Source organism: Sphaerisporangium sp. NPDC051011 (assembly GCF_040653595.1).
GTDB lineage: Bacteria > Actinomycetota > Actinomycetes > Streptosporangiales > Streptosporangiaceae > Sphaerisporangium.
Genome location: NZ_JBFAGG010000006.1, coordinates 346,833 through 370,975, shown reverse-complemented (window position 1 = coordinate 370,975; position 24,143 = coordinate 346,833). Strand labels below are relative to the sequence as shown.

The 24,143-nt window shown below is 69.0% G+C and carries 24 protein-coding genes; 21 read left to right on the top strand and 3 right to left on the bottom strand.

Annotated features, from left to right (window positions below; all coding sequences use genetic code 11):
- Nucleotides 1-6: 6 nt before the first annotated feature.
- Entirely contained in the window at nucleotides 7-255 is a 249-nt protein-coding gene (locus AB0H21_RS16890; RefSeq protein ID WP_358517117.1) for a hypothetical protein, read from the top strand.
- Between the two features lie 307 nt (nucleotides 256-562).
- On the opposite strand, the gene AB0H21_RS16885 is transcribed toward AB0H21_RS16890, so the two are convergent.
- Nucleotides 563-808, bottom strand: coding sequence for a BldC family transcriptional regulator (locus AB0H21_RS16885; protein WP_358517115.1), 246 nt, complete (start codon nucleotides 806-808; stop codon nucleotides 563-565).
- A 284-nt stretch (nucleotides 809-1,092) separates the two neighbouring features.
- Between AB0H21_RS16885 and AB0H21_RS16880 the strand changes: the two genes are divergently transcribed.
- Entirely contained in the window at nucleotides 1,093-1,293 is a 201-nt protein-coding gene (locus tag AB0H21_RS16880) for a DUF4229 domain-containing protein (RefSeq protein WP_358517113.1), read from the top strand.
- Here AB0H21_RS16880 and AB0H21_RS16875 read toward each other — a convergent pair.
- A complete protein-coding gene (locus AB0H21_RS16875) occupies nucleotides 1,290-2,636 on the bottom strand; it encodes a delta-60 repeat domain-containing protein (RefSeq protein WP_358517111.1) in 1,347 nt (448 codons plus the stop codon). The two genes, AB0H21_RS16880 and AB0H21_RS16875, sit on opposite strands and share 4 nt — an antisense overlap.
- 78 nt (nucleotides 2,637-2,714) lie before the next feature.
- Here AB0H21_RS16875 and AB0H21_RS16870 point away from each other — a divergent pair, with 78 nt between their 5' ends.
- From AB0H21_RS16870 to AB0H21_RS16790, 17 genes are all read left to right on the top strand, one after another.
- Nucleotides 2,715-3,449: a demethylmenaquinone methyltransferase gene (locus AB0H21_RS16870; RefSeq protein ID WP_358517109.1), complete on the top strand. Its 735-nt coding sequence runs from the start codon at nucleotides 2,715-2,717 to the stop codon at nucleotides 3,447-3,449.
- A 127-nt stretch (nucleotides 3,450-3,576) separates the two neighbouring features.
- Nucleotides 3,577-4,854 carry a geranylgeranyl reductase family protein gene (locus tag AB0H21_RS16865; RefSeq protein WP_358517107.1) on the top strand — a complete coding sequence of 426 codons (1,278 nt, stop codon included), beginning with the start codon at nucleotides 3,577-3,579 and terminating at the stop codon, nucleotides 4,852-4,854.
- Between the two features lie 92 nt (nucleotides 4,855-4,946).
- Complete coding sequence (locus AB0H21_RS16860) at nucleotides 4,947-5,306, top strand: NADH-quinone oxidoreductase subunit A (RefSeq protein ID WP_203993453.1); 360 nt, start codon at nucleotides 4,947-4,949, stop codon at nucleotides 5,304-5,306.
- Nucleotides 5,307-5,345: 39 nt separating this feature from the next.
- On the top strand, nucleotides 5,346-5,897 hold the full coding sequence (locus AB0H21_RS16855; RefSeq protein ID WP_114029748.1) for an NADH-quinone oxidoreductase subunit B: 552 nt from the start codon (nucleotides 5,346-5,348) through the stop codon (nucleotides 5,895-5,897).
- On the top strand, nucleotides 5,894-6,583 hold the full coding sequence (locus tag AB0H21_RS16850) for an NADH-quinone oxidoreductase subunit C (protein ID WP_358517105.1): 690 nt from the start codon (nucleotides 5,894-5,896) through the stop codon (nucleotides 6,581-6,583). Before AB0H21_RS16855 ends, AB0H21_RS16850 begins: the two co-directional genes overlap by 4 nt.
- Nucleotides 6,580-7,929 carry an NADH-quinone oxidoreductase subunit D gene (locus AB0H21_RS16845; RefSeq protein ID WP_358517103.1) on the top strand — a complete coding sequence of 450 codons (1,350 nt, stop codon included), beginning with the start codon at nucleotides 6,580-6,582 and terminating at the stop codon, nucleotides 7,927-7,929. The genes AB0H21_RS16850 and AB0H21_RS16845 overlap by 4 nt, the downstream gene beginning before the upstream one ends.
- Nucleotides 7,926-8,603 (top strand): NADH-quinone oxidoreductase subunit NuoE, encoded by a 678-nt coding sequence (nuoE, locus tag AB0H21_RS16840; protein ID WP_358517101.1) that lies wholly within the window; start codon nucleotides 7,926-7,928, stop codon nucleotides 8,601-8,603. The genes AB0H21_RS16845 and nuoE overlap by 4 nt, the downstream gene beginning before the upstream one ends.
- Entirely contained in the window at nucleotides 8,600-9,889 is a 1,290-nt protein-coding gene (gene nuoF / locus AB0H21_RS16835) for an NADH-quinone oxidoreductase subunit NuoF (protein ID WP_358517099.1), read from the top strand. The genes nuoE and nuoF overlap by 4 nt, the downstream gene beginning before the upstream one ends.
- Nucleotides 9,886-12,315, top strand: coding sequence for an NADH-quinone oxidoreductase subunit G (locus tag AB0H21_RS16830; protein ID WP_358517097.1), 2,430 nt, complete (start codon nucleotides 9,886-9,888; stop codon nucleotides 12,313-12,315). Before nuoF ends, AB0H21_RS16830 begins: the two co-directional genes overlap by 4 nt.
- Nucleotides 12,312-13,667 (top strand): NADH-quinone oxidoreductase subunit NuoH, encoded by a 1,356-nt coding sequence (nuoH, locus tag AB0H21_RS16825; RefSeq protein WP_358517095.1) that lies wholly within the window; start codon nucleotides 12,312-12,314, stop codon nucleotides 13,665-13,667. Before AB0H21_RS16830 ends, nuoH begins: the two co-directional genes overlap by 4 nt.
- The gene (gene nuoI / locus AB0H21_RS16820; RefSeq protein ID WP_358517093.1) at nucleotides 13,654-14,169 is read left to right on the top strand and encodes an NADH-quinone oxidoreductase subunit NuoI; all 516 of its coding nucleotides are present in this window, start codon (nucleotides 13,654-13,656) and stop codon (nucleotides 14,167-14,169) included. The genes nuoH and nuoI overlap by 14 nt, the downstream gene beginning before the upstream one ends.
- Nucleotides 14,162-15,061 carry an NADH-quinone oxidoreductase subunit J gene (locus tag AB0H21_RS16815; RefSeq protein ID WP_358517091.1) on the top strand — a complete coding sequence of 300 codons (900 nt, stop codon included), beginning with the start codon at nucleotides 14,162-14,164 and terminating at the stop codon, nucleotides 15,059-15,061. The genes nuoI and AB0H21_RS16815 overlap by 8 nt, the downstream gene beginning before the upstream one ends.
- Nucleotides 15,058-15,354, top strand: a complete 297-nt coding sequence (nuoK, locus tag AB0H21_RS16810; protein WP_114029756.1) for an NADH-quinone oxidoreductase subunit NuoK — start codon at nucleotides 15,058-15,060, stop codon at nucleotides 15,352-15,354. The genes AB0H21_RS16815 and nuoK overlap by 4 nt, the downstream gene beginning before the upstream one ends.
- 9 nt (nucleotides 15,355-15,363) lie before the next feature.
- On the top strand, nucleotides 15,364-17,277 hold the full coding sequence (gene nuoL / locus AB0H21_RS16805; RefSeq protein ID WP_358517089.1) for an NADH-quinone oxidoreductase subunit L: 1,914 nt from the start codon (nucleotides 15,364-15,366) through the stop codon (nucleotides 17,275-17,277).
- Entirely contained in the window at nucleotides 17,277-18,806 is a 1,530-nt protein-coding gene (locus AB0H21_RS16800) for an NADH-quinone oxidoreductase subunit M (RefSeq protein WP_358517087.1), read from the top strand. The genes nuoL and AB0H21_RS16800 overlap by 1 nt, the downstream gene beginning before the upstream one ends.
- Nucleotides 18,803-20,362: an NADH-quinone oxidoreductase subunit NuoN gene (nuoN, locus tag AB0H21_RS16795; protein WP_358517085.1), complete on the top strand. Its 1,560-nt coding sequence runs from the start codon at nucleotides 18,803-18,805 to the stop codon at nucleotides 20,360-20,362. Before AB0H21_RS16800 ends, nuoN begins: the two co-directional genes overlap by 4 nt.
- 13 nt (nucleotides 20,363-20,375) lie before the next feature.
- Complete coding sequence (locus AB0H21_RS16790; protein ID WP_358517083.1) at nucleotides 20,376-21,371, top strand: polyprenyl synthetase family protein; 996 nt, start codon at nucleotides 20,376-20,378, stop codon at nucleotides 21,369-21,371.
- 166 nt (nucleotides 21,372-21,537) lie between these two features.
- Here AB0H21_RS16790 and rarD read toward each other — a convergent pair whose 3' ends face one another.
- Nucleotides 21,538-22,458 (bottom strand): EamA family transporter RarD, encoded by a 921-nt coding sequence (gene rarD / locus AB0H21_RS16785; protein ID WP_358517081.1) that lies wholly within the window; start codon nucleotides 22,456-22,458, stop codon nucleotides 21,538-21,540.
- A 139-nt stretch (nucleotides 22,459-22,597) separates the two neighbouring features.
- On the opposite strand from rarD, the gene msrA reads away from it, so the two are divergent.
- Together msrA and AB0H21_RS16775 are read left to right on the top strand one after the other, a co-directional pair.
- A complete protein-coding gene (msrA, locus tag AB0H21_RS16780) occupies nucleotides 22,598-23,260 on the top strand; it encodes a peptide-methionine (S)-S-oxide reductase MsrA (protein WP_358517079.1) in 663 nt (220 codons plus the stop codon).
- A 265-nt stretch (nucleotides 23,261-23,525) separates the two neighbouring features.
- Nucleotides 23,526-24,071, top strand: a complete 546-nt coding sequence (locus AB0H21_RS16775; protein WP_358517077.1) for a hypothetical protein — start codon at nucleotides 23,526-23,528, stop codon at nucleotides 24,069-24,071.
- The last annotated feature ends 72 nt before the right edge of the window (nucleotides 24,072-24,143 follow it).

Genomic DNA, 24,143 nt, shown 5'->3' with positions numbered 1-24,143 from the left:
TCCGTCATGTACGTCATCCGGCTCGCGGACGGGAGGTTGCGCATACCGCAGTCCTTGACCAGCGACGACGGACGCCTGATCGGCAACGCCTACGTCGAGATCGAGCCGGGCGACCCGGACTACGACCGGTGGTTGCCCGAGTCCGTCACCGAGGAGCAGGACACCGAGCGGCGCCGGCGCTGGCGTGAGGGGAACGACGAGCTGGAGCGCGAGTTCCTGGCGTTCAAGGAGTCGCAGCCGGGCTATGACCGCTGAGCCGGCCCTTGAGCCGACCCCTAAGCACTCGGCCGCCCCCCTACCGGTGACCGGGCGTTCACTACCCATGATCGGGAGCTCCCCGGGCCGCGGGTCGTGGCTCCCGCGGTGCCGGGTCGTGCCGATCATGTGCACGACGCGTCGGCCGACGTACATTCAGATCCGTAAATGCATTTATGGCGTGCCTAAAAAGAACAGTGACCCTGCGGCTTCCGGGGGCACGCAGGATCACCGGGTGGCGCATCGCGGCTTCGAGTTCACCGCGCCTCGCGACGTTCGCCAGGCCCGGCGTGCTCTCACCTGCACATCAGACGCGCGGCGAGTCGCCGTTTGGCCTATCGCCCGTGAGGACTTCCTCGCCACGCAGGAGGGCGTGCACCTCCGACTCGCGGAAACGCCGGTGCCCTCCGGGGGTGCGGATGCTGCTGATACGGCCTGCCGCTGCCCAGCGCGTCACCGTTTTTGGATCGACCCGGAAGAGGGCGGCAACCTCTCCAGGGGTCAGCAGACGTTCGCTGCTACTCTCCACAATCTCCCCCCTCGCATCCCGCATCCTGAAGCGGGCGGACAGGTATCCAGTTTGCCGAGCCAAATCTGATATATCCGTGATTTACATCGAAAGATCACGGGTTGTTATCAGCTGACTGCCCGTTTGTTATATGATAGAGCCTCTTTGGGGCGCTCGTGGGTGTTTCTTTACAAAAGCGCCGTGTTGGGAACACTAGCAGTGCTCGCGCCCGATGCGAAGTGAGCCGGTAAAGCTCCGGGGTCTTAATGGGCGGCCGTCCAGGGGTGCCCTAGACCGCTCCATCGGGACGGTGGCGTAACCTCGAGGTTGTGCGACCGTTTCTCGTCTACACCGCGTCACGGATCGGCCTGTTCGCCGTCACCCTCGGTGTGCTCTATCTGATCGGCATCCACGACGTCTTCTGGCTGATCGTGATCAGCTTCGTGATCAGCGGCATGGCCAGCTACGTGCTGCTGTCCAGGCAGCGAGACGCGGTGAGTGAACAGATCAGCAAGGGCCGCAGGGGTTAAGGCAGCGGGAACATGCCGACCCGGGCATGGTACTCGTGTCCGAGGTGCGTGGTGTCGCTTCCGACGAGAAGACCGCCTTTGTGAGCCAGGAACGCTTTGACACCGATGCCGCGGTCGCGAGTCGGGTTCCATGTGAGCGCTTTGCCGGTGGCGGGGTGAATCGCGCCAATGCCCGGCCGCGACACCGCGCCCGGCCCGGCCGTGTCCGACCCCCGCGGGTTGTCGAGCCAGCGCTGATGGCCCCCGACGTACACCGCGGCACCCGTCACGGCCACGGAGTACAGCGAGTCGCCGCCGGTGAAGTTGATCCAAGTCGGGCGGATCGCCGCGCCGCGTGAATAGGTCTCGAAGCGTGCCGCGGAATCGCAGAGCTTGGACGTCCCCTTGGCGCCCCCTGTCGTCACAATGACGAAATACTCCCCGTCAGGTGAGAAATCAAGGCCCCGAACGTAAGACGGAAAGGCGTCCTTACACGCGTCCGCGTACGCCTCGGTGTGCCAGGGGGCGACCGCCGGGCGCGCGGCGCCGATGTCGATGAGCCCGACCTGGGGGCGGCGCCGCCCGTCCAGGGTGGTGAAGGAGCCGTCCACGGCGAGGCGGTCACGGGTGGCGGCCATCGCGTAGACCTTCAGCGTTCCGCCGCGCGGGCCGCCCGGCGTGACGGTGAAGGCCGGGTCGAGCTCGCCGGTGGCGGCGTCCAGGCGGGCGAGCGCCGGGCGGGAGGTCTGGCCGACGCCGTCGAAGTCGCCGCCGACGTACAGTTTGGAGCCCTGGAGGGCGAGGCTCGACACCTCGCCGCCGCGGATCCGCCCCGCGAAGCCCGGCGCCGGCGAGCCGTCGGCCACCGAGAGCCGGGCCAGGCTCTGGGTGCCACCGGAACCCGAGCCGGAGCCGGAGCCGGAATCCGAGCCGGAGTCCGGGCCCGAACCCGGCCCGCCGGCCGAGGCGAAGCCGCCTCCGACGTAGACCGTCCCGCCCGGGCCGGCCGCCAGCGCGCGCACCGGCCCGTCCACCTCGGGCGCGAACCGCGGGTCGACGCGGCCGGTGACCAGATCGAAGGCGAACAGGTTCCTCCTGCGCAGGGTCGTGGTGCCCCGGGCCTCGCGGACCTCGCCGAACTCGCCGCCGACCACGACGGTCCTGCCGACGAGGGCGAAGGCGTTGACGATGCCGTCCAGCACGTGGGGAGTGGTGGCGACGGGGCGGGCGGAGACCACGCGCGGGTGGGCGACGGTGCCGGCGGAGGCGGGGGCGCAGGGGAGCAGGACGAGCCCTCCGGCGAGCACCGAGATCAGGCACAGGGCTGTGGAGGCCGGCTTCAGGGCCGGCGTTCGGACTGGCACTCACCAAGTCCTAGCAGACGCTCGGTAATGAAGCGGCTACTTTGGGTGGAAGAACGCATGCCCACTAAGCTTGTCCGCATGACGCGTGCATCCCTGGACAAGCAGCCGCATGAGGTGGCGGCGATGTTCGACCGCACGGCCCGGCGCTACGACCTGGTCAACGATGTCCTCTCCCTCGGCCAGGACCGCTTGTGGCGCAAGGCCACGGCCGCCGCCGTCGACGCGGGTCCGGGTGAGCTCGTCCTCGACCTGGCCGCCGGAACCGGCACCTCCAGTGAAACGTTCACCGGCCTCGGGGCGCGGGCCATCGCCTGCGACTTCTCGCTCGGCATGCTGCGCACGGGCGCCGCCAGGCGGGGAGGGTCCGGGCTGGACGGCGCCGGGCCGTCCGGGGTCACGTTCATCGGGGGCGACGCGTTGCGGCTGCCCTTCGCCGACGACACGTTCGACGTGACGACCATCTCGTTCGGATTGCGAAACGTCAACGACACGGTAAAGGCGCTGCGCGAGATGCTGCGCGTCACCAGGCCCGGCGGGCGGCTGGTGGTCTGCGAGTTCTCCCGGCCCACGCTGAGGTCGTTCGATGTCGTTTACACCCAATACCTGATGCGGCTGCTGCCTCTCGTGGCGGGGGCGGTGAGCTCCAATCCCGACTCCTACGAATATCTCGCGGAGTCGATCCGCGCATGGCCTGATCAGGCCGGACTCTCCCGGCTTCTGCGGGAGGCGGGCTGGGAAGGCATCGCTTGGCGCAATCTTTCCCTGGGCATCGTGGCCCTGCACCGGGCTGTTAAACCGACCGTGGGGCACTAGGTAAGCTCCATCTGACAGCGGGCAGGGAAAAAGGGTTAGACTTCCGCCGACAAGTTTGTGAAGTGGTTCACAAAGGAACGAAGGCCCCAGCCCCAAGGCCCTCGACACCTAGGACAGGACAGGTCCCGTGAGCGAGTCAGCCCCCGCGGCGGACGCCGACATCATCGTCGTCGGCGCCGGACCCGCGGGTTCGACCACGGCCTTCTACCTCGCGCAGGCCGGCTATGACGTCCTGCTGCTGGAGAAGACCCGATTCCCGCGCGAGAAAGTGTGCGGGGACGGGTTGACGCCGCGCGCCGTCAAGGAACTGATCGCCATGGGCGTCGACATCGACGCCCCCGGCTGGATCCGCAACAAGGGCCTGCGCGTCGTCGGCGGCGGGCTGCGCCTGGAGCTGGCCTGGCCCGAGCTGTCCAGCTTCCCCGACTTCGGCCTGGTGCGCACCCGCCTGGACTTCGACCAGATCCTCGCCGCCAACGCCGAGCGCGCCGGCGTCCGGCTCCTCCAAGGCGTCAACGTCACCGGCCCCGTGCTGGACGAGCGCAGCGGCCACATCGTCGGCGTCACCGCCAAGAGCGATGGCGAGCCGGTCACCTACCGCTCCCGCCTGGTCGTCGCCGCCGATGGCAACTCCACCCGCCTGTCGCTGTCGATGGGCCTGCACAAACGCGACGACCGCCCCATGGGCGTGGCCGTGCGCACGTACTTCACCAGCCCCCGGCACGACGACGACTGGCTGGAGTCCTGGCTGGAGCTGTGGGACACCGAGCCGGACGGCTCCGCGCGCCTGCTCCCCGGGTACGGCTGGGTGTTCGGCGTCGGCGACGGCACGAGCAACGTCGGCCTCGGCCTGCTCAACACCAGCGAGGCGTTCCAGAACCTCGACTACCGCGACCTGCTGCGTCGCTGGGTGAGGAACATGCCCGCCGAATGGGGCTTCACCGAAGAGAACATGACCGGGCCCGTGCGCGGCGCGGCGCTGCCGATGGCGTTCAACCGGCAGCCCCACTACACCCGCGGCCTGGTGCTCGCCGGCGACGCCGGCGGCATGATCAACCCCTTCAACGGCGAGGGCATCGCCTACGCGATGGAGACCGGCCGGGTCGCGGCCGACGCCATCACCACGGCCCTGTCCGCCGACACCCCCGCGCAGCGCGAGCGCGTGCTGCGCGCGTATCCGAAGACGCTCAAGGACGCCTATGGCGGCTACTTCACTCTGGGGCGGCTGTTCGTCGAGGCCATCGGCAAGCCGGGTGTGATGGGCTTCCTCACACGGCACGGTCTGCCACATCCCACTCTGATGCGGTTCGCTCTGAAACTCCTTGCTAATCTCACGGACGACCGGCGGGGCGACGCGTCCGACCGGATCATCAACGCCCTGTCCAAGGTCACGCCGCCGGCATGACAACAGCACCCGGAACGAAGATCGATGATCGCCCTGCTTAGACTCAGCAACCGATTGACCGACGCGCCAGCGCTCAGAGGGGACGCATAGCGATGGAACTGTATGTACCGATTCTGGTGCTCGCGGTCCTCGCGGCGGGTTTCGCCGTCTTCTCCGTGGGCATCGCCCCGTTCACCGGCCCGAAGCGTTGGAACCGCGCGAAGCTCGACGCCTACGAGTGCGGCATCGAGCCGACTCCGCAGCCCGTCGGCGGCGGCCGGTTCCCGCTGAAGTACATGATCACCGCGATGCTCTTCATCGTGTTCGACATCGAGATCATCTTCCTTTATCCGTGGGCGGTCGCTTTCGATCAGCTCGGGGTCTTCGGACTGGTCGAGATGGTGCTGTTCATCGTCACCGTGCTGGTCGCGTACGCCTACGTCTGGCGTCGCCGCGGCCTGGACTGGGACTGAGAGGCAGCGTGCCGGAGGCGCGCGAGAGGAAGCACTGAGATGGGTCTCGAAGAGAAATTGCCCAGCGGGTTCATCCTGTCGACCGTGGAGCAGGCGGCGGGGTGGGCGCGCAAGAACTCCGTCTGGCCGGCGACGTTCGGCCTGGCCTGCTGCGCCATCGAGCTGATGGCGACCGGCGGCCCCAACCACGACCTGGCCAGGTTCGGCATGGAGCGCGCGTCGGCGTCTCCCCGCCAGGCCGACCTGATGATCGTGGCCGGTCGGCTCTCGCAGAAGATGGCGCCCGTGCTGCGCCAGATCTACGACCAGATGGCGGAGCCCAAGTGGGTCATCGCCATGGGCGTCTGCGCCTCCAGCGGTGGCATGTTCAACAACTACGCGATCGTGCAGGGCGTCGACCACGTCGTGCCCGTGGACATCTACCTGCCCGGCTGCCCGCCGCGCCCCGAGATGCTCATCGACGCGATCGTCAAGCTCCACGACAAGATCCAGAACATGAAGTTCGGCGCCCACCGGGCCAAGCAGATCGACGAGCTGGAGCTTCAGGCTCTGCGGTCGCTGCCGCTCATCGATCAGGGGACCCCGAAATGAGCACTGAGAACCGCCCCGACAACCTTCCGGGGGTCCCGCAGGAGCCCGTCGCGCGTCACGGCATGTTCGGCGCCTCCGACTCCGGCGACACCTCCGGCTACGGCCGCCTGGTCGTGCGCCGCGCGCCGAAGTTGTCCAGCGCCCGGCCGTACGGCGGCTACTTCGACGAGGTCGCAGACGCCCTGGAGGCCGTCGCCGGCGAGTCCTACGCCGGCATGGTCGAGCGCGTCGTCGTCGACCGCGGCGAGCTGACGCTGCACGTGGCCCGCGAGCACCTCTCCGCGGTGATGAGCCACCTGCGCGACGACCCCGCACTGCGCTTCGAGCTGTCGCTCGGCGTCTCGGGCGTGCACTACCCCGAGGACGCGGGCGCGGAGCTGCACGCGGTCTACCACCTCTGCTCGATCACCCACAACCGGCGTGTACGGGTCGAGGTCTCCTGTCCCGACGCGGATCCGCACATTCCGTCCACGGTCTCGGTCTACCCGACCCATGACTGGCACGAACGCGAGACCTACGACTTCTTCGGCATCGTCTTCGACGGCCACCCGGCGCTGACCCGCATCCAGATGCCGGACGACTGGGAAGGCCACCCGCAGCGCAAGGACTACCCGCTCGGCGGCATCCCGGTCGAGTACCGCGGCGCCACCATCCCCGCGCCGGACCAGAGGAGGTCGTACGCATGACCGCCATCCACGACGGCGAGACCGCCGGCACCGAGCAGGCCGCCGAGGGCCGGGTCTACAACGTCGGCGGCGAGGACTGGGACGACATCGTCGGCGCGATCAGCGAGTCCGCCGAGGAGCGCCTGGTCGTCAACATGGGCCCGCAGCACCCCTCCACGCACGGCGTGCTGCGGCTGGTGCTGACGCTCGACGGCGAGACCGTCACCGACGCCCGGGTGGGGATCGGCTACCTCCACACCGGCATCGAGAAGAACATGGAGTTCCGGACGTGGACCCAGGGGGTCACGTTCGTCACCCGCATGGACTACCTGTCGCCGATCTTCAACGAGACGGCGTACTGCATGGCGGTCGAGAAGCTGCTCGGCATCACCGACCGGGTGCCGGCCCGCGCGCAGGCCATCCGGGTCATGATGATGGAGCTCAACCGCATCTCCTCCCACCTGGTGGCGATCGCGACCTTCGGCCTGGAGCTCGGCGCCACCACGCCGATGCTGTTCGGCTTCCGCGAGCGCGAGATGGTGCTCGACCTGTTCGAGTACATCACCGGCCTGCGCATGAACATGGCGTACGTCCGCCCGGGCGGCGTCTCGGTGGACCTGCCCGCCGGCGCGGTCGACAAGATCGGCGAGTTCCTCAAGGTCATGCCGGGCCGCATCCAGGAGATGCGCAAGCTGCTCGACGAGAACCCCGCCTACACCCGGCGCACCAAGGACGTCGCCTACCTCGACCTCACGGGCTGCATGGCCCTCGGCGTGACAGGGCCCATGCTGCGCGCCGCGGGCCTGCCCTGGGACCTGCGCAAGTCGCAGCCCTACTGCGGCTACGAGACCTACGACTTCGGCGTGCCGATCCAGACCACCTGTGACGTCTACGGCCGCTACCTCGTGCGCGTGGCCGAGATGGAGGAATCCCTCAAGATCATCGGCCAGTGCCTGGACCGGCTCTCCGGATCCGAGCTCAAGGGCAAGCCGGTCATGATCGAGGACAAGAAGATCGGCTGGCCGTCGCAGCTCGCCCTCGGCCCGGACGGGCTCGGCAACTCGCCCGACCACATCGCCCACATCATGAGCACCTCGATGGAAGCGCTCATCCACCACTTCAAGCTGGTGACCGAGGGCTTCCGGGTGCCTGCCGGGCAGGCGTACGCCGCCGTCGAGTCGCCGCGCGGCGAGCTCGGCGCGCACGTCGTGAGCGACGGAGGCACGCGCCCCTACCGCGTGCACTTCCGCGACCCGTCCTTCACGAACCTGCAGGCGGTGCCGGCCACCTGCGAAGGCGGCATGGTTGCCGACGTGATCTCCGCGGTCGCATCGATCGACCCGGTCATGGGAGGTGTGGACCGGTGACGAGCTACTCGCCGGAAGTCCGCGAGCGTCTCGAACGCGACGCGAAAGAGATCATCGGCCGTTACCCGAAGAGCCGCTCGGCGCTGCTGCCGCTGCTGCACCTCGTGCAGTCCGAGGAGGGCTACGTCTCCGACGCCGGGCACGAGTTCTGCGCTGAGATACTGGGCCTGAGCAAGGCCGAGGTCGTGGGCGTGTCGACGTTCTACACGATGTACAAGCGTCAGCCCGCGGGCGACTACCACGTCGGCGTCTGCATCAACAGCCTGTGCGCGATCATGGGCGGCGACCAGATCTGGGACGAGCTCAGCGAGCACGTCGGCGCCGGCAACGGCGAGACCACCGGCGACGGCAAGATCTCGCTGGAGCGGATCGAATGCAACGCCGCCTGCGACTTCGCGCCGGTCATGATGGTCAACTGGGAGTTCTTCGACAACCAGACCCCCGACTCGGCCAAGCGCCTCGTCGACGACCTGCGCGCCGGCAAGGACGTCAAGCCCACCCGCGGCCCCGGCCGGCTGTGCACGTTCAAGGAGGCCTCGCGCGTGCTCGCGGGCCTGCCGGACGGGCAGGCGGGTGACGGCCCGACGGCGGCCGGCGCCTCGCTGGAAGGTCTCAAGCTCGCCAAGTCCAACGGCTGGACCGCCCCGGCGCCTTCGAAGGGGGCCTCGGAATGACCACCACGCTGACGCCGGTCCTCACCGCGAACTGGGACCGCGCGGACGCCTTCACCCTCGACGGCTACGGCGAGTACGACTCCGCCAAGAAGGCCCTCGGCATGGACCCTGACGCCATCATCAAGGCCGTCAAGGACTCCGGCCTGCGGGGCCGCGGCGGCGCGGGCTTCCCGACCGGCATGAAGTGGGGCTTCATCCCCCAGGGCGACGGCAAGGCGCACTACCTGGTCGTCAACGCCGACGAGTCCGAGCCGGGGACCTGCAAGGACATCCCGCTCATGATGGCCAACCCCCACGCGCTGGTCGAGGGCGTCATCATCACGTCGTACGCGATCCGCGCCAACCACGCCTTCATCTACGTGCGCGGCGAGGTGCTGCACGTCATCCGCCGGGTTCAGGCGGCCGTGCGCGAGGCCTACGAGAAGGGCTACCTCGGCACCGACATCTTCGGCTCCGGCTTCGACCTCGAGGTCGTCGTGCACAGCGGCGCCGGCGCGTACATCTGCGGCGAGGAGACCGCGCTGCTGGACTCGCTGGAAGGTTTCAGAGGTCAACCCCGCCTCAAGCCTCCCTTCCCGGCCGTGGCCGGCCTGTACGCCTGCCCCACTGTGGTGAACAACGTCGAGTCGATCGCCAGCGTTCCCAGCATCATCGCCAACGGCGCCGACTGGTTCGCCTCGATGGGCACCGAGAAGTCCAAGGGCTTCGGCATCTTCTCGCTGAGCGGCCACGTCACCCGTCCCGGCCAGTACGAGGCGCCGCTCGGCATCACGCTGCGCGAACTGCTCGACATGGCGGGCGGCATCCGCGCCGGCCACCGGTTGAAGTTCTGGACGCCCGGCGGCTCGTCCACGCCGATCTTCACCGAGGAGCACCTGGACGTCCCGCTCGACTTCGAGTCGGTCGGCGCCAAGGGCTCGATGCTCGGCACCCGCGCGCTGCAGATCTTCGACGAGACGACGTGCGTCGTCCGGGCGGTGCTGCGCTGGACCGAGTTCTACGCCCACGAGTCCTGCGGCAAGTGCACCCCCTGCCGGGAGGGCACCTACTGGCTCAAGCAGGTGCTCCGGCGGCTGGAGAAGGGCCAGGGCACCGAGGACGATCTCGCCACGATCACCGACATCGCGGACAACATCCTCGGCCGGTCGTTCTGCGCCCTCGGCGACGGCGCCACCAGCCCGATCCACTCGTCGGTGAAGCACTTCCGGGACGAATACCTCAAGCACTTCGAGATCGGCGGCTGCCCGTTCGATCACGCCGCGTCAACTGTGTGGGGTAAGGCATGACAGTACAGACACCCTCGGCGGGATCGGTCGACCGGCCGGTCGATCTGGTGACCCTCACCATCGACGGCTTCCAGATCAGCGTGCCCAAGGGGACCCTGATCATCCGGGCGGCCGAGATGCTGGGCGTCCAGATCCCGAGGTTCTGCGACCACCCGCTGCTCGCGCCGGCCGCCAACTGCCGCCAGTGCCTGGTGGACATCACCGACGCCGGCAACGGCCGGGGCTTCCCGAAGCCGCAGCCGTCCTGCGCCATCGAGGTCGCCGAGGGCATGGTCGTGCAGACGCAGCTCACCTCGCCGGTCGCCGAGAAGGCCCAGCGCGGCGTCATGGAGATGCTGCTGCTGAACCACCCGCTCGACTGCCCGGTCTGCGACAAGGGCGGCGAGTGCCCCCTGCAGAACCAGGCGATGTCCAACGGGCAGGGCGAGTCCCGGTTCGAGGAGACCAAGCGCACCTTCGAGAAGCCCATCGCGCTGTCCAGCGAGGTGCTGCTCGACCGCGAGCGCTGCGTCCAGTGCGCCCGCTGCATCCGCTTCTCCGATGAGATCGCCGGCGACCCGCTGATCGACTTCTTCGAGCGCGGCGCCTCCGAGCAGGTCGGCGTCGCCGACGGCGAGCCGCTCCAGTCGTACTACTCGGGCAACACCGTGCAGATCTGCCCGGTGGGCGCGCTCACCGGCGCCGCCTACCGCTTCCGCGCCCGCCCGTTCGACCTGGTGTCCACGCCGAGCGCCTGCGAGCACTGCGCGAGCGGCTGCGAGTTGCGCACCGACCACCGGCGCGGCAAGGTCACCCGCCGCCTCGCCGGGGACGACCCGCAGGTCAACGAGGAGTGGAACTGCGACAAGGGCCGCTGGGCCTTCACCTACGCCACCCAGCCGGACCGCCTGCAGACCCCGCTCGTCCGCGACGAGGACGGCTACCTGCGCCCCGCCTCCTGGCCGGAGGCCCTGACGGCCGCCGCCGAAGGGCTGGCCCGGGCCCGCGGCAAGGCCGGCGTGCTGGTCGGCGGCCGGGTCACGGTCGAGGACGCCTACGCCTACTCCAAGTTCGCCCGCATCGCCCTCGGCACCAACGACATCGACTTCCGCTCCCGCCCGCTGTCGGGCGAGGAGGCCGTCTTCCTGGCCCACGCCGTCGCCGGCAAGGGCATCGAGGTCTCCTACACCGACCTGGAGAAGGCGCCCGCCGTCCTCCTGGCCGGGTTCGAGCCCGAGGAGGAGTCGCCGATCGTCTTCCTGCGCCTGCGCAAGGCGTGGCGCAAGCGCGGCCTGAAGGTCTTCACGCTCGCGCCGTTCGCGACGCCGAGCCTCGCCAAGATGGGCGGCACGCTGATCCGCACGCTCCCCGGCGAGGAGGCCGAGGCGCTCGGTGACCTGGTCTCCGGCTCCACGGCCCCGGCCGAGGCGCTGCGGCAGCCCGGCGCGATCATCCTGGTCGGCGAGCGGCTCGCCACCTCGCGCGGCGCCCTGTCGGCGGTCATCCGGCTGGCCGTCAGCTCCGGCGCCCGGCTCGCCTGGGTGCCCCGCCGGGCCGGCGAGCGCGGCGCGGTCGAGGCGGGCGCGCTGCCGAACCTGCTGCCGATCGGCCGCCCGGTCACCGACGCGGCCGCCCGCGCCGAGGTCGCCCACGCCTGGGACGTCACGGCGCTGCCCGAGGCCGAGGGACGAGACACCTCCGCCATCCTGGCCGCCGCGCTCGACGGCGAGCTGGAGGCCCTGGTGGTCGGCGGCGTCGACCCGTACGACCTGCCCGACCCCGAGGCCGCCCTCGCGGCCCTGGAGAACACCCCGTTCATCGTCTCGCTGGAGATGCGCGCCAGCGCCGTCACCGACCGCGCCGATGTCGTCCTGCCGATCGCGGCGGTGTCCGAGAAGAGCGGCACCTTCGTGAACTGGGAGGGCCGCGGCCGCTCCTTCGAGCGGGCCATCGAGGTGCCGGGCGTGATGAGCGACCTGCGCGCCCTCGCCGCCCTCGCCGACCACATGGACGTCCACATCGGGCTGCCCGACCCGGCCGCCGCGCGGCGCGAGCTCGCCGCGCTCGGCGCCTGGCGCGGCGCCCGTCCCAACGGCCCCGGCGTGACGGGCGGCGCCCACCGCGCCCCGCGCGCCGGCGAGGCCCTGCTCGCGACCTGGCACCTGCTGCTCGACTCCGGCCGCCTCCAGGACGGCGAACCGTTCCTGGCCGGTACGGGACGAGCGGTGGAAGCGCTGGTGTCGGAGGCCACGGCGGCCGAGATCGGCGCCCTCGACGGCGGTAAGGTCACCATCACCACGGAGGGCGGCTCGGTCACGCTGCCCGTCCGGGTGGCCGACCTTCCCGACCGCGTGGTGTGGGTGCCGGCGCACTCGGCGGGCTGCTCGGTCACCCGCGACCTGCGGGCCGTGGCCGGCGACGTCGTCAAGATCGGGAGCGAGTCATGAGAGCTCTTCTCGCCGACCCGGCAGGGGCGCCAACCCTCGCCGACTTCGGCAAGGATCCCTTGTGGATCTCCATCATCAAGGCGTTGTTCATCTTCGTCTTCCTGATGCTCGGCGTGCTCTTCGGCGTGTGGACCGAGCGCAAGCTCATCTCGCGCATGCAGCACCGCTACGGCCCCAACCGCGCGGGCAAGTTCGGCCTGCTGCAGTCGGTGGCCGACGGCCTGAAGATGGGCCTGAAGGAGGACATCCTCCCGAGGACCGTCGACAAGGTCATCTACATCCTCGCCCCGATCATCATCGCGGTGCCGGCCTTCCTGTCGTACTCGATCATCCCGTTCGGGCCGATGGTCTCGATGTTCGGAGTGAGGACGCCGCTGCAGCTCACCGACCTGCCGGTCGCGGTGCTGGTGGTGCTGGCCATGGCCTCGATCGGCGTCTACGGCATCGTGCTCGCGGGCTGGGGCTCGCGCTCGCCGTACGCCGTGCTGGGCGGCCTGCGCTCCACCGCGCAGGTGATCTCCTACGAGATCGCGATGGGCCTGTCGTTCGTGGCGGTGTTCCTGTTCGCCGGCACGCTGTCCACGTCCGAGATCGTGGCCAAGCAGGCGTCCGGCGGCACGTGGGACATCGGCTCGATCAGCATCCCGCTCCCGTCCTGGTACGCGATCCTGCTGATCCCGTCGTTCCTGATCTACGTGGTCACGATGCTCGGCGAGACCAACCGCGTGCCGTTCGACCTCCCCGAGGGTGAGGGCGAGCTGGTCGGCGGGTTCCACACCGAGTACTCCTCGTCGCTGAAGTTCGCGATGTTCATGCTGGCCGAGTACGCCAACGTGTTCACGGTGTCGGGCCTGTGCATCACGCTGTTCCTCGGCGGCTGGCGCGCCCCGTGGCCGATCTCCCTGTGGGACGGCGCCAACGTCGGCTGGTGGCCGATGCTCTGGTTCTTCCTCAAGCTCGTGCTGGTCTTCGCGTTCTTCATCTGGGTGCGCGCCTCGCTGCCGCGCATCCGGTACGACCAGCTCATGGCCTTCGGCTGGAAGATCCTCATCCCGCTCAACCTGGCGTGGATCCTCGTGGTCGCCACCGTGCGCGCGACCCGCGTCGAGGGCGCCGACAAGACGCTCGTGATGGTGATCGCGGCGGTGGTCGTCGTCGGATGCCTCGCGATCTACTTCCGCTTCGATACGGTCAACCAGCGCCGCAGGGAGGCGCGGGCCGCCGAGGTCCAGGCGGAGTTCGAGCAGCTCCGTGCCGAGCCCACCGCGGGCGGGTTCCCGGTTCCGGCGCTGGACCTGCCGCACTACCACGGCGTCAACGGACGCAAGGAGGTCCCCAGTGGGACTAACTGATTTCCTGAACCCCGTGAAGGGGTTCGGCGTCACCTTCCACCACATGTTCAAGAAGCCGGTGACGACGAACTACCCCGAGGAGAAGCGGCCGACCGCGCCGCGCTTCCACGGGCGTCACCAGTTGAACCGCTGGCCGGACGGGCTGGAGAAGTGCATCGGGTGCGAGCTGTGCGCCTGGGCCTGCCCCGCGGACGCGATCTACGTGGAAGGCGCCGACAACACCGACGAGGAGCGCTACTCCCCGGGTGAGCGGTACGGCAGGACGTACCAGATCAACTACCTGCGGTGCATCCTGTGCGGCCTGTGCATCGAGGCGTGCCCGACACGCGCGCTCACGATGACCAACGAGTACGAGCTCGCCGACGCGAGCCGTGAGAGCCTCATCTACACCAAGGAGATGCTGCTCGCGCCGCTGGGTCCCGGCATGGAGACGCCCCCGCACCCGATGCGCCTCGGCGACACCGAAGAGGACTACTACCGGTTGGGCCGTAGCAATGGGTGAAACGATCACGTTCTGGGTGCTCGCGGTCGTCTCCGTGGCCGCGGCGTTCGGGCTCGTCTTCAGCCGCAAGGCGGTGTACTCCGCGCTCATGCTGGGCGTGGTGATGCTCTCGCTGGCGGTGCTCTACGCCGTGCAGGACGCCCCGTTCCTCGCCGTGGTGCAGATCATCGTCTACACCGGCGCGGTCATGATGCTCTTCCTGTTCGTCCTGATGCTGGTCGGCGTCGACTCGTCCGACTCCCTGGTCGAGACGATCAAGGGCCAGCGCTTCTGGGCGATCATCGCGGGCCTCGGCTTCGCCGTCCTGATCGCGGTGGGCATCGGCAACGCGGTCGTCGGCGAGCCCGCCGGTCTCGCGGAGGCCGTGAAGGCGGACGGCGGCAACGTCCCCGCGCTGGCGAGGCTGATCTTCACGCGGTACGTCTTCGCGTTCGAGGTCACCTCGGCGCTGCTCATCACCGCCGCGCTCGGCGCGATGGTGCTGGCGCACCGCGAGCGCACCGCGCCCAAGCCCACGCAGAAGGATCTGGCGCGCGCCCGCTTCCTCGGCGACCACCCGACCCCGCTGCCCGGCCCCGGCACCTACGCGCGGCACAACGCGATCGACATGCCCGCGCTGCTGCCGGACGGTTCGGTCTCGGAGCTGTCGGTCAACCGGTACATCGCCCGCTACGACGTCGAGCGCGGGCGGCTCCCGGAGAACCCGCGGCTCGCCCAGGCCCTCAAGAACGTCGCCAAGGGCCCGGCCGCCGAGCAGCCGAAGGTCGTCCAGGCCGTGGCCGAGGAGCCCGAGGCGGGCGTCCCGGCCGACGACCGGCCGCCGGTCTCGCAGGCCGCCGGTCTGCCCGCCGAGGGCCGCACCGAGGGCCCCGTCGAGGAGGAAGGCAAGTGACCACCCACTACCTCGTGCTCTCCGCGCTGCTGTTCGCCATCGGAGCGGTCGGCGTGCTGGTGCGCCGCAACGCCATCGTGGTGTTCATGTGCGTGGAGCTCATGCTCAACGCCTGCAACCTGGCTTTCGTCACCTTCGCCCGGCAGCACGGCAACCTCCAGGGCCAGATCATCGCCTTCTTCGTGATGATCGTGGCCGCCGCCGAGGTCGTCGTGGGTCTCGCGATCATCGTGACGATCTTCCGAACCCGCAGGTCCGCGTCGGTGGACGACGCCAACCTGCTGAAGTACTAAGAGGGCGCCGTGGAAACCGCTGCTGACTTCGTCCAGCACTCCGGTGGAGTGATCGGTGTCTCCTGGCTGACGATCGCCTTGCCCCTGCTCGGCGCGGCGATCCTCCTGCTGGGCGGCCGGCGCACCGACCGCTGGGGCCACTTCCTCGGCGTCGCCATGTCCCTGGCGTCGTTCGTGGTGGCCGTGCTCGTCTTCTTCGAGCTGCTCGGGTTCGGGGCCGACCAGCGCCGCCGCGTGGTGGAGCTGTACGACTTCCTGCCGTCCGGCTCGCTGCACGTCAAGATGGGCCTGCTGCTGGACCCGCTGTCGATCTCGTTCGTCCTGCTGATCACCGGTGTCGGGTCGCTGATCCACATCTACTCGATCGGCTACATGGCGCACGACCCGGGCCGGCGGCGGTTCTTCGCCTACCTGAACCTCTTCGTCGCCGCGATGCTCCTGCTGGTGCTGGCCGACAACTACCTCGGCCTGTACATCGGCTGGGAGGGCGTCGGTCTGGCGTCCTACCTGCTCATCGGCTTCTGGCAGCACAAGCCCACGGCGGCCGCCGCGGCCAAGAAGGCGTTCATCGTCAACCGCGTCGGCGACATGGGCCTCGCGCTCGGCATCTTCGTCATCTTCACGACGTTCGGCACGATCGCCTTCAACCAGGTCCTGCCCGCCGCCCAAGGCGGCGCCTCCCAGGGCACGCTGACGCTCATCGGCCTCGCGCTGCTGCTCGGCGCGTGCGGCAAGTCGGCCCAGCTCCCGCTGCAGTCCTGGCTCCTGGACGCGATGGAGGGCCCGACCCCGGTCTCCGCCCTCATCCACGCGGCCACGATGGTCACCGCCGGCGTCTACCTGGTCGTCCGCTCCGGCCCGATCTTCGAGGCCGCCTCGACCGCGCAGCTCGTCGTCACCATCGTCGGCGTCGCCACGCTGCTCGCCGGTGCGATCATCGGTACCGCCAAGGACGACATCAAGAAGGCCCTCGCCGGTTCGACGATGTCGCAGATCGGCTACATGATGCTCGCCGCGGGCCTCGGCCCGGTCGGGTACGCGTTCGCCATCGCCCACCTCATCGCGCACGGCTTCTTCAAGGCCTCGATGTTCCTCGGCGCCGGGTCGGTCATGCACGCCATGAACGACGAGGTCGACATGCGCAGGTTCGGCGGCCTCGCGTCGAAGATGCGGATCACCTGGGCGACGTTCGGGCTCGGCTACCTGGCGATCATCGGCTTCCCGCTGCTGTCCGGCTACTGGACCAAGGACGGCATCATCGAGACCGCGATGCACCACAACCCGATCCTCGGCTGGCTGGCCGTGATCGGCGCGGGCATCACCGGCTTCTACATGTCGCGCCTGTTCTTCATGACCTTCCACGGCACGCCCCGCTGGGAGAAGGACGCCCACCCGCACGAGTCCCCGGCCGTGATGACCTGGCCGCTGATCCTGCTGTCGATCGGCTCGGTCTTCGCCGGCGCGTTCCTCGTCGTGGGCAACCGGTTCATGGAGTTCCTCGCCCCCGCCGTCGGGCGGCCCGAGGAACTGCCGAGCTTCGACCCGTTCGCCCCCACCGGCCTGGCCACGCTGGCACTGGTCGCCGTCGGCGTCGCCTACGCGTGGATGCGCTACGGCAGGTCCGAGGTCCCGGTCGTCGCCCCGCGCGGCTCGTTCCTCACCACCTTCGCCCGCCGTGACCTGTACGGCGACGCGCTGAACGAGGCGCTGTTCATGCGTCCCGGCCAGTGGCTGACCCGCCTCGCCGTGTTCTTCGACAACCGCGGCGTGGACGGCCTGGTCAACGGGCTGGCGGCGCTGATCGGCGGCACGTCCGGCCGGCTGCGCCGCGTCCAGACCGGCTTCGTCCGGTCGTACGCCTTGTCGATATTCTTCGGTGCCGCCCTCCTGGTCGGCGCATGGTTCGTCGTAGGGAACCTGTGATGCCCTGGCTCTCGATATTGATGGGCGTGCCCGTGGTGGGCGCGCTGGCGGTCGCGGCGGTGCCCAAGGGCAACGACAAGCTCGCCAAGCAGCTCACGCTCGGTGTCTCGCTCGTCGTGCTGGTGCTCACGCTGGCCATGGCCGCCCAGTTCGACCGGTCCGGGGCGCGCTACCAGTTCAGCGAGGTCCACGACTGGATCCCGTCGTTCGGCGTCCACTACGCGGTGGCCGTCGACGGCATCGCGCTGGTGCTGATCGCGCTCGCGGTGGTGCTGGTACCGATCGTGGTCCTGGCCTCCTGGCACGACGCCGACCGGCCCGAGGCCAAGCGGTCGGTGAAGACGTACTTCGCGCTGATCCTGGTGCTGGAAGCGATGATGATCGGCGTCTTCGCGGCGACCGACGTCTTCCTCTTCTACGTCTTCTTCGAAGCGATGCTGATCCCGATGTACTTCATGATCGGGTCCTACGGCGGAGCCCAGCGGTCGTACGCGGCCGTCAAGTTCCTGCTGTACTCGCTGTTCGGCGGCCTGCTCATGCTGGTGGCCGTGATCGCGCTCTACGCCATCGCCGCCAAGGGCACGTTCCTGCAGCCCGAGCTGCTCGGCGCGATCAAGGATCCGACCACGCAGAAGTGGCTGTTCCTCGGCTTCTTCATCGCCTTCGCGGTCAAGGCGCCGGTGTGGCCGTTCCACACCTGGCTGCCCGACGCCGCCGCCCAGGCGCCCGCCGGGGCCGCAGTCCTGCTCGTCGGCGTCCTGGACAAGGTCGGCACGTACGGAATGCTCCGCTTCTGCCTGGAGCTGTTCCCGGACGCCGCCAAGTTCTTCACGCCGCTGATCCTCACGCTCAGCGTCATCGGCATCGTGTACGGCGCGATCGTCGCCATCGGCCAGACCGACATGAAGCGGCTCATCGCGTACACCTCCATCTCGCACTTCGGCTTCATCACGATGGGCGTGTTCGCCATGAGCGCCGACGCCGGCGCGGGCGCGACGCTGTACATGGTCAACCACGGCTTCTCGACCGGCGCGCTGTTCCTGCTCGCCGGGTTCCTGATCCACCGCAGAGGCTCGCAGTACATCGCGGACTACGGAGGCGTGCAGAAGGTCGCCCCCGTGCTGGCGGGCACCTTCCTGATCGCCGGACTGTCCTCGCTGTCCCTGCCGGGCCTGTCGACCTTCGTCAGCGAGTTCCTCGTCCTGATCGGCACCTTCGAGAACTATGTCGTGCCGGGGATCATCGCCCTGTCCGGCATGGTGCTCGCCGCCGTGTACATCCTGTGGATGTACCAGCGCATGATGGGCGGCCCGACCCAGGAGAGCGTCAAGGCGCTGCCCGACCTGAACCTCCGCGAGAAGGTCGTCGTGGCCCCGCTGATCGCCCTGCTCGTCCTGTTCGGGTTCTTCCCCAAGCCGTTGCTGGACGTCGTCAACCCGGCCGTGCACCAGACCCTGACCACCGTGCACGCGCCGCAGTTCACCCCCGCAATACCAGTCACCGCTGAAAAGAAGGGGGCAGGCCAGTGAGCACGCTCGCCGCCGCCACCATCGAGGCGCCGAAGATCGAGTACGGGGAGCTCGCGCCGATGCTCCTCGTCTTCGGGGCGGCGATCATCGGCGTGCTCGTCGAGGCGTTCACGCCGCGCTACCTGCGCAAGTCCATCCAGATGCCGATCACGATCCTGTCGATGGTCGGCGCGCTGGCACTGACCATCTGGCAGGGCACCCAGGGCGTGCGCAGCGCCGCCGCCATGGGCGCCGTCGCCGTGGACGGGCCCTCCCTGTTCATCTGGGGCGCCATCCTGCTGCTGGCGATCGTCTGCGTCCTGCTCATCAACGACGACGACCAGTTCGTCGCGCAGGCCGCCGCCGTCCCCGGCAGTGCCGAGGAGGGCCAGGCGATCTCCGAGGGCGGCGCGCACACCGAGATCTACCCGCTGGTGCTGTTCGCCGTCGGCGGCATGATGCTCTTCCCCGCCTCGAACGACCTGCTGATCATGTTCGTGGCCCTCGAGGTCATGTCGCTGCCGCTGTACCTGCTGTGCGGCCTGGCCCGCCGTCGTCGCCTGCTCTCGCAGGAGGCGGCGATGAAGTACTTCCTGCTCGGCGCCTTCTCGTCGGCGTTCTTCCTGTACGGCACGGCCCTGCTGTACGGCTTCGCCGGGTCGGTGGACCTGTCGGCCATCGACAAGGCCCTGGCCACGGTCGGCGGCCAGGACGCGCTGCTGTACATGGGCGCCGCGACGCTCGGCGTGGGCCTGCTCTTCAAGATCGGCGCGGCTCCGTTCCAGGCGTGGAAGCCCGACGTGTACCAGGGCTCGCCGACGCCCATCACCGCGCTCATGGCGTCCGGCACGCTGATCGCCGCCTTCGGCGCGCTGCTGCGCGTCTTCTGGGTGGCCCTCGGCAACCTGGACACGCAGTGGACGCCGGTGCTGTGGGCGGTGGCGATCCTCACCATGATCATCGGCGCGGTGCTGGCGATCACGCAGACCGACATCAAGCGCATGCTCGCCTACTCGTCGATCGCGCACACCGGCTTCCTGCTCACCGCCGTCGTCGCCACCGGCAAGGAGGCGCAGAACGTCAACGCCCTGTCCGGCATCCTGTTCTACCTGGTCACCTACGGGTTCGCCACGGTGGGCGCGTTCGCGGTCGTCACGATGATCCGCGACGCCGGAGGCGAGGCGGGCCACCTGTCCCGCTGGGCCGGGCTCGGCAAGCGGTCGCCCGCCCTCGCGGGCATCTTCGCGCTGTTCCTGCTCGCCTTCGCCGGCATCCCGCTGACCTCCGGCTTCTTCGGCAAGTACGCCGTGTTCGCCCCGGCGGTCGCCGCCGGCGGCGTCGGCCTGGTCATCGTCGGTGTCGTGACCTCCGCCATGGCGGCGTTCTTCTACGTCCGCGTCATCGTCCTGATGTTCTTCAGCGACCCGGCGCCCGAGGGCCCGACCATCGCCCTGCCCAGCATGGGTACCGCGGCTGTGGTCACGCTGGCGGCTGCGGCTACCGTAGTCCTCGGGGTGTTCCCGCAGCCGGTGCTCGACCTCGCGCACTCGGCCGCGCAGTCGCTGTTCGTTCGTTAGGAGTACATGCTTCATGGCCGCGCCGCCCGTAGTCGACCTGCCTTTCATCGACGAAGGGCTGGCCGCGGATATCGCGAGCGGTCTCGATGCCGTCGAGAAACTGCTCCGCTCGGCCGCCGACAGCGAGGACGCCTTCGTCGCGGAGGCGTCCCGGCATCTCATCTTGGCCGGGGGCAAGCGTTTCCGTGCGATGATCGTGCTCCTGGCGTCCCATTTCGGTGACGCGAGCGCCCCCGGCGTCGTGCCGGGGGCCGTCGTCATCGAGCTCACCCACCTGGCCACCCTCTACCACGACGACGTCATGGACGAGGCCCGGGTGCGGCGCGGTTCGCCGTCCGCCAACGCCCGGTGGGACAACACGGTGGCCATCCTCACCGGCGACTACCTCTTCGCCCAGGCGTCGGAGATCCTCGCCGACCTCGGGCCCGAGCCGGTCCGCATCCAGGCCCAGACGTTCTCGCGGCTCGTGCGCGGGCAGATCCGCGAGACCATCGGGCCGCGTCCCGGCGTCGACGCCGTCACCCACTACATCGAGGTCCTCGCCGACAAGACGGGCTCCCTGATCGCCACCTCCGGGCGGTTCGGCGCGATGCTGTCGGGCGCGCCCGAGGACGTCGTGGCGCGTCTCACCAGCGCGTGCGAGGCCATCGGCGTGGCCTGGCAGCTCGGCGACGACCTGCTGGACGTCGCCTCCTCCGCCGGAGAGAGCGGCAAGACGCCCGGCACCGACCTCAAGGAGGGCATCCGCACGCTGCCCGTTCTCTACGCGCTGGAGTCCACGGCGCCCGAGGACGCGCGGCTGCGCGAGCTGCTCGCCGGTCCGGTGGCCGAGGAGGACATCGACGAGGCGGTGACTCTGCTGCGCGCCAACCTGGCGATGGTCCGGGCGCGGGCCGAGCTCATGTCGTGGGTCGAACGCGCCCGCGCCGACCTCTCCGCCCTGCCGGACATCCCGGCGCGCGAGGCCTTGCTGGCCCTGTGCACGTACGTGGCGGACCGCTCGGGCTGATCGGTTACGGGGTTCTACGGCTTTCGCGTCCGTTCTGGAGCCGGGCTCGCGCTGTTCGGCGGGCCCGGCTTGTGTTTCTTCGTCCCGCTCAGGTCCCGGTGAGGAGTTCGACCACGGGGGCGATGTAGGGCGCTCAGGCGGTGCTCAAACGGTGCTCAAACGGTACTCACACGGTCTCCAGGGCCGGGCTCCCGCTCGCGGCCCGTCGCCGGGCCACGTGGGCGTTGCGCAGACCCTCCCAGCTGAACACGGCCAGCGCCAGCCAGATGATGACGAATCCGACCCACCGGCTGGGCGGCATCGTCTCGTGGGCGACCAGCACACCGCAGAGGAACTGCAGGATGGGGGCGATGTACTGCAGCAGCCCGATCACGGTGAGCGGCACCCTGATCGCGGCGGCGGTGAACGCCATGAGCGGCACCGCCGTCACCAGGCCCGCGCCCGCGAGCAGCGCGGCGTGCCTGAGGCCCTCGTGCCCGAACGTCGACGTCCCCTGCGCCTGAAGGAAGATCAGGTACGCGAGCGCCGGGAGCAGCAGGACCAGCGTCTCGATCGTCAGACTCTCGGCCGCGCCCACGTTCGCCGACTTCTTGACCAGGCCGTACGTGCCGAAGCTCACCGCGAGCACGAGCGCGATCCACGGCGGGCGGCCGTAGTCGACGGTCAGCACGATCACGGCCAGCGCGCCGAGCCCCACGGCCACCCACTGCCAGGGGCGCAGCCGCTCCCGGAAGACCACCACGCCGAACAGGACGCTGACCAGGGGATTGATGAAGTAGCCGAGCGCGCTCTCGACCACGTGCCCGGCGTTCACCGCGTAGATGTAGACGCCCCAGTTGACGGACACGACCGCGGCGGCGAGCGTCAGCAGCGCGAGCTTCCTGGGCTGCCTGATGAGTCCGCGGAACCAGGACCAGTGGCGTCGTACGGCCAGGACGGCGAGCACCGCGACCAGCGACCAGACCATCCGGTGGGCGAGGATCTCGACCGCCCCGGAGGGCTTGAGCAACGGCCAGTAGAGGGGAAACAGACCCCACATGGTGTAGGCGGCGATGCCGTACAGGACCCCACGGCGCGAATCAGGCATGTAGCCCATTTTCACTACTGACAGCCTTTATCACAAATAAGTAGGTCTTTACTGTCTCTTAAGAGATGCTAACCAGAGGGAACAAGGCGGCGGCCGCCATGGTTGCCGTGTCTGCACGAACACTCGACGGAGGTGCACGATGGGCTGGCTCTTCGGCAGCAACAAGACCTCGATGGTCTCCCCCGAGGAAGCGCTCCCCGGACGCAGCGTGACGATGCCCGTCCCCGCACGCCACGCCGTCCTGGACGCCCCCCTCGCCCCGCCCTACCCCGAGGGCACCGAGATCGCCGACTTCGGCCTGGGCTGCTTCTGGGGGGCCGAGCGCAAGTTCTGGCAGACCCCTGGCGTCGTCTCCACCTCGGTGGGCTACCAGGGCGGTTACACCCCGAACCCGACGTACGAGGAGGTCTGCACCGGCCGCACCGGTCACACCGAGGTCGTCCGCGTCGTGTTCGACCCGAACCGGGTTTCGTACGAGGAACTGCTGAAGGTCTTCTGGGAGGCGCACGACCCGACCCAGGGCATGCGCCAGGGCAACGACGTCGGCACCCAGTACCGCTCAGCCATCTACACCCACGGCCCGCAGCAGCAGAAGTCCGCGGAAACCTCCCGCGACGCCTACCAGACCGTCCTCACCCAGGCCGGCTACGGCGAGATCACCACAGAGATCAAGCCCGCCCCCGACTACCACTTCGCCGAGGAGTACCACCAGCAGTACTTGTTCCTTAACCCGAACGGCTACTGCGGCATCGGAGGCACGGGCGTCACCTGTCCCGTCGGCCTCACCTCCGGTGAGGCGTAGACCTGCGGTAACTGGCCGATCCTGGCCCATGGTCGCCCGGCTTGCCCGGTGACGATCAAGGGTCAGAGCCGTTTTCGACGGGAACCTTCACTACAGGGTCCAGCGGGACGTGACCAGCGAGCCTCGTCGGCTACTTGCGGATGTTGATATGAACTTCTTGGCCACCGCTCGCTTCCCAACTGGGCAGGCAAGCGTGGCTGGCTGGTGGTCCTCTCTTTTCGTACCTTCCGGGTGATGTCTCACATCAACCCAGGCGAGGGGATGTATGGCGGAGCAAGGGCGTGCGAAGGGCCTGCTGGGTCGGACTAGACGCGCTGCCGAGGCGGCCCGAGCTGCCTCTACCGGAACGCGGACGGCCGTCGAGGAGACCAAGCGTCAGGTCATCGAGGCGCAGGAGGCGATCGCGCGGATAGAGGCGGCGGTGAGGAGAGTCGAGGAGACCCTCCGTGAGCATCATGCCCCAGCGCGAGAAGCGACCCCGGAGGAAGAGGTGGGGCGGCTGCTCCTCGCCTACGTAGAACAGGGCCACAAGAAGGGAAGCTGGAACAACGTCTGGATCAGCAAGATTTACGAGCGGCGACCGGATGCAGTGGAGGAGAACCTCCGAGGTGCCGTCCTCCTGGCGAAGAAGATCCTCTCCTTGGAGTCGCCGGAGAGTGACTCCATCGGCAGAGATGCCCGGGCGCTCTTTGAGCAGATGGCCAAACGAGAGGGCGATGACCAACTGCCAGGGAACGTCACTCCTCTGGATGCGCACCAGCGGCGCGAGGAACATGCCCCTACGCCGTCGGAGCGCCGCCAGTCTCGATGAAGCCCAGCGAGACCATTGGAATCAACTCTTGAGTCTTCATCGCCGTATCGGCTTACGCGGGGGCTCCGTCGC

Excerpts from the sequence above, each read along its gene's own strand:
- AB0H21_RS16890 (WP_358517117.1), top strand. The coding sequence starts at position 7 with ATGTACGTCATCCGGCTCGCGGACGGGAGGTTGCGCATACCGCAGTCC.
- AB0H21_RS16885 (WP_358517115.1), bottom strand. The coding sequence starts at position 808 with ATGCGGGATGCGAGGGGGGAGATTGTGGAGAGTAGCAGCGAACGTCTG.
- AB0H21_RS16870 (WP_358517109.1), top strand. The coding sequence starts at position 2,715 with ATGACGCGTGCATCCCTGGACAAGCAGCCGCATGAGGTGGCGGCGATG.
- AB0H21_RS16860 (WP_203993453.1), top strand. The coding sequence starts at position 4,947 with ATGGAACTGTATGTACCGATTCTGGTGCTCGCGGTCCTCGCGGCGGGT.
- AB0H21_RS16855 (WP_114029748.1), top strand. The coding sequence starts at position 5,346 with ATGGGTCTCGAAGAGAAATTGCCCAGCGGGTTCATCCTGTCGACCGTG.
- AB0H21_RS16850 (WP_358517105.1), top strand. The coding sequence starts at position 5,894 with ATGAGCACTGAGAACCGCCCCGACAACCTTCCGGGGGTCCCGCAGGAG.
- AB0H21_RS16845 (WP_358517103.1), top strand. The coding sequence starts at position 6,580 with ATGACCGCCATCCACGACGGCGAGACCGCCGGCACCGAGCAGGCCGCC.
- nuoF (WP_358517099.1), top strand. The coding sequence starts at position 8,600 with ATGACCACCACGCTGACGCCGGTCCTCACCGCGAACTGGGACCGCGCG.
- AB0H21_RS16830 (WP_358517097.1), top strand. The coding sequence starts at position 9,886 with ATGACAGTACAGACACCCTCGGCGGGATCGGTCGACCGGCCGGTCGAT.
- nuoH (WP_358517095.1), top strand. The coding sequence starts at position 12,312 with ATGAGAGCTCTTCTCGCCGACCCGGCAGGGGCGCCAACCCTCGCCGAC.
- AB0H21_RS16815 (WP_358517091.1), top strand. The coding sequence starts at position 14,162 with ATGGGTGAAACGATCACGTTCTGGGTGCTCGCGGTCGTCTCCGTGGCC.
- AB0H21_RS16800 (WP_358517087.1), top strand. The coding sequence starts at position 17,277 with ATGCCCTGGCTCTCGATATTGATGGGCGTGCCCGTGGTGGGCGCGCTG.
- AB0H21_RS16790 (WP_358517083.1), top strand. The coding sequence starts at position 20,376 with ATGGCCGCGCCGCCCGTAGTCGACCTGCCTTTCATCGACGAAGGGCTG.
- rarD (WP_358517081.1), bottom strand. The coding sequence starts at position 22,458 with ATGCCTGATTCGCGCCGTGGGGTCCTGTACGGCATCGCCGCCTACACC.
- msrA (WP_358517079.1), top strand. The coding sequence starts at position 22,598 with ATGGGCTGGCTCTTCGGCAGCAACAAGACCTCGATGGTCTCCCCCGAG.
- AB0H21_RS16775 (WP_358517077.1), top strand. The coding sequence starts at position 23,526 with ATGGCGGAGCAAGGGCGTGCGAAGGGCCTGCTGGGTCGGACTAGACGC.